Annotated in this window: 3 protein-coding genes and 1 pseudogene; 2 read left to right on the forward strand and 2 right to left on the reverse strand. The window is 64.9% G+C overall.

The features are described from left to right. A partial coding sequence (locus Y705_RS18975; protein WP_162149073.1) for an NAD(P)H-dependent oxidoreductase occupies positions 1–349 on the reverse strand: 349 nt, incomplete at its 3' end. 100 nt (positions 350–449) lie between these two features. Here Y705_RS18975 and Y705_RS18980 point away from each other — a divergent pair. Continuing rightward, on the forward strand, positions 450–1,076 hold the full coding sequence (locus Y705_RS18980) for a TetR/AcrR family transcriptional regulator (protein WP_049822572.1): 627 nt from the start codon (positions 450–452) through the stop codon (positions 1,074–1,076). Here the strand turns inward: Y705_RS18980 and ald are convergent. Then, on the reverse strand, positions 1,065–2,177 hold the full coding sequence (ald, locus tag Y705_RS0110015) for an alanine dehydrogenase (protein WP_026532752.1): 1,113 nt from the start codon (positions 2,175–2,177) through the stop codon (positions 1,065–1,067). The two genes, Y705_RS18980 and ald, sit on opposite strands and share 12 nt — an antisense overlap. 239 nt (positions 2,178–2,416) lie before the next feature. Between ald and Y705_RS23175 the strand changes: the two are divergent. Beyond that, positions 2,417–3,205, forward strand: a pseudogene (locus tag Y705_RS23175) (PucR family transcriptional regulator); the annotation flags it as partial.

The following is a 3,205-nucleotide window of genomic DNA, read 5'->3' on the forward strand; positions in this document are numbered from 1 at the left end:
CCGATCCGATCACGGCGGCCGGCTTGGCGGAGACCGCGCCGGCACCGTAAGGGCGGGAGAGCCAGTCGATGGCGTTTTTCAGGACGGCGGGCATGGTGCCGTTGTACTCGGGTGAGACGAGCAGGATCGCATCCGCCTGGCCTGCCACCTCGCGCAGCGCAGCCGCCGCAGCGGGCCGGCGCTCATCGGTGTCGATGTCCTCGTTATAGAAGGGGACATCGGCAAGCCCGTCGAAAGTCACGACATCCACGGCTTCCGGGGCATTCAGCACTACCACTTCTGCGAGCTGGCGGTTGATCGACCCTTCCCGAAGGCTGCCAACGAGGGTAAGGATGGTGGTGTTCGACATGAAATCTCCCGGATAGTTCCAAAAGCCCACCGACTGATGACGGGCACTCACTCTCATAAGCGGACTGCGGTCCGTTTTATTCCGCACTAGGATGTTCGGCATGGAGCGAAGGGGCGGGCCGCTGCCGTTGAACGGGAACGAGAGTGAGCGGCGGGACGCAGCGCGGAACCGTGAGCTCCTGCTCGATGCTGCGGCCGGCATCGTGGCTCGCAGGGGCGTGGAGAACCTCACCATGGACGACGTCGCCCGTGCCGCCGGAGTGGGCAAAGGCACAGTTTTTCGCCGTTTCGGGAACCGGGCAGGCCTGATGCAGGCCCTTGCCGACCAGACCGGGCGGGACTTCCAGAAAGCCTTCATGTCCGGCCCTCCTCCCCTCGGCCCCGGAGCGCCGGCATGGGAGCGCCTCCGGGCCTTCGGGGCGGCGAGCATCAACCGATTGGAGGTCGACGGCCGTGTAGTGCGAGCGGCGGGTTCACCCGGAGGGGCGGACCACGCTCATCCCACCCAGCGGCTTGTTCGGCTACACCTGATCGTGCTGCTGCGGGAAGCTGGCGTGCAGGGCGATCTTGAGCTCGCTGCCTACCAGCTCGCCGCGTTCCTCGAGGCCGGTTTGCTGCTCCACCTCTCCGAGGACCGCGGGATGCCGCGGTCCAGGCTGATCGAGGCCTGGAATGTGCTCGTCGAGGGGATGACGGGCGGGCAGGACGGCCGATTGCTAGACCAGTGAGCGCCAGTCCTCCGACAATTCGAGATCGTGAGCGCTTGAGACGGAGTGGTGCGCCACTTTTCCACCCGCGATGTTCAGCCCCCGGCTGAGGGCGACGTCGGATTCGAAGGCACCGCGCACACCCTTGTCGGCCAGCGCGACCGCGTAGCGAAGTGTGACGTTGGTCAGCGCGTAAGTGGAGGTATTGGGGACCGCGCCGGGCATGTTCCCCACGCAGTAGAACAGTGAGTTGTGGACCTTGAAGGTGGGATTCTCGTGGGTGGTGACATGGGAATCCTCGAAACAGCCTCCCTGGTCCACTGCGATGTCCACGAGGACACTGCCGTGTTTCATTCGGGCGACGAGATCATTGGTCACAAGTTTCGGTGCCTTCGCGCCGGGGATCAGGACCGATCCGATCACGAGGTCGGCTTCAAGTACCGCCTTCTCGATTTCGAGGTTGTTCGAGGCGATGGTCCGGACCCGCCCTGCGTAGAGCGCATCGATCTCGCGTAGACGCGCAATGTTGATGTCCAGGATCGATACGTCGGCTCCCGCTCCCACCGCCATGGCGGTGGCATTCGTCCCGGCCACCCCCGCGCCCAGCACCACGACCTTCGCCGGCCGCACGCCGGGAACCCCGCCGAGAAGCAGGCCCGGCCCACCAGCAGGAGCTGTCATCACCTGGGCTCCTACCTGAACCGCGAGCCGTCCTGCCACCTCGGACATGGGGGCGAGCAGGGGTAGAGAGCGGCCGTCCTGCACTGTCTCGTACGCGATCGCCGTCACGCCTGAATCGAGCAGTGCGCGCGTGAGGTCCGGCTCGGCTGCCAGATGAAGGTAGGTGAAGAGAATGAGACCCTGCCGGAAGCGGTGGTACTCCTGTTCCACCGGCTCCTTCACCTTCAGCACCATGTCGGATCGCTGCCACAGGTTGTCCGCCGATTCGACGATTTCGGCTCCCGCGGACACGTACTCGGCATCCGAGATATTGGAGCCGAGGCCCGCGTCGCGTTCCACCAGGACCGTGTGCCCGTGTGACCGGAATTCGTGGACACCCGAAGCGGTGATGGCTACGCGGAACTCGTTGTTCTTCACTTCTTTAGGGACGCCGACGATCATGGGATTCTCCAGTATGCGATTACGGGCGGAAACGGGCAGGCCTGGTAAAGCCACTTCCAGTATGAACTCCGGCACGTGAGGCAGTTCAGCGCCGGGACGGTCCTTTCGGTTCCTCGAGCCGTCATTGCGGATGTGACGAGGATCACTAGCACGGGAGCTGCGTCGATGCAATCGACAGGTGTCGAGTCTCGAGGCGGCAAGTGTCGTCTGGGACGACTGCGTGCCCGTAGGCTGACCCAATGCAGAGACCAGCGATCGAAGAGGCAGTCGAACGCATTGCGGGCACGCTCGGGCGCGGCCTTTCCCTCGAGGACCTGGATGGCGTGCTGCTCGCCTACAGCAGCGACCAGGTTTCGGCTGACCGGGTGAGGGTCAACTTCCTGCTGAGCAAGAAGGTACCGGCCGATGTCAGCGAGTGGCAGTTCCGCCATGGCATTGCCGTTGCAGTCAGGCCGGTGGTGGTCCCGGCCAATCCGGATCTCGGGATGCTGGGACGCATCTGCGTCCCGCTCCTGGTCAAGGGTTTCCGCGTGGGCTATCTCTGGGTGCAGCAGGATTCCGACGACGATCCCGCCTCCGCCATCTTCTCTCTTTTGCCGCGCGTGCGCGCGGACATCGACCACCTTGCCGGGCTGCTTCTTGAAGGCAACACCGGCGAGTCGGAGCACCGCAACCGGCGCGAGACAGAGTTCGTTGCTGCGTGTAACGGTATCTCCTCAGCAGTTGATGAGCTACGGGGTTGGCGTGAGATGGCTGCCGGAGGTCCGTGGCAGGTCGCCGTCGTCGTCGAAGCCGGTATCCGCCCCACTCCTGGCGCGGATCCGCTCGCCTCCGCCACCATGCACCGGACGGTGGCGCTCCACGCGACAGTGGGAGTGCGTTCGGTTCTGTTCAGCGCCGGCGCCGTCTCCCACGCCGTCCTTCTACTCACCCCTGGCATCGGGCACGCGGCGCATTCCGCAGTTCTTGAAAGTTACCGCGTGGAGCTGGCGAAACGGGCCGGCCGTCGGGTGGGACCGCTGGCCATG

The organism is Arthrobacter sp. H41 (assembly GCF_000520535.1).
GTDB lineage: Bacteria > Actinomycetota > Actinomycetes > Actinomycetales > Micrococcaceae > Arthrobacter_D.

Excerpts from the sequence above, each read along its gene's own strand:
- ald (WP_026532752.1), bottom strand. The coding sequence starts at position 2,177 with ATGATCGTCGGCGTCCCTAAAGAAGTGAAGAACAACGAGTTCCGCGTA.
- Y705_RS18980 (WP_049822572.1), top strand. The coding sequence starts at position 450 with ATGGAGCGAAGGGGCGGGCCGCTGCCGTTGAACGGGAACGAGAGTGAG.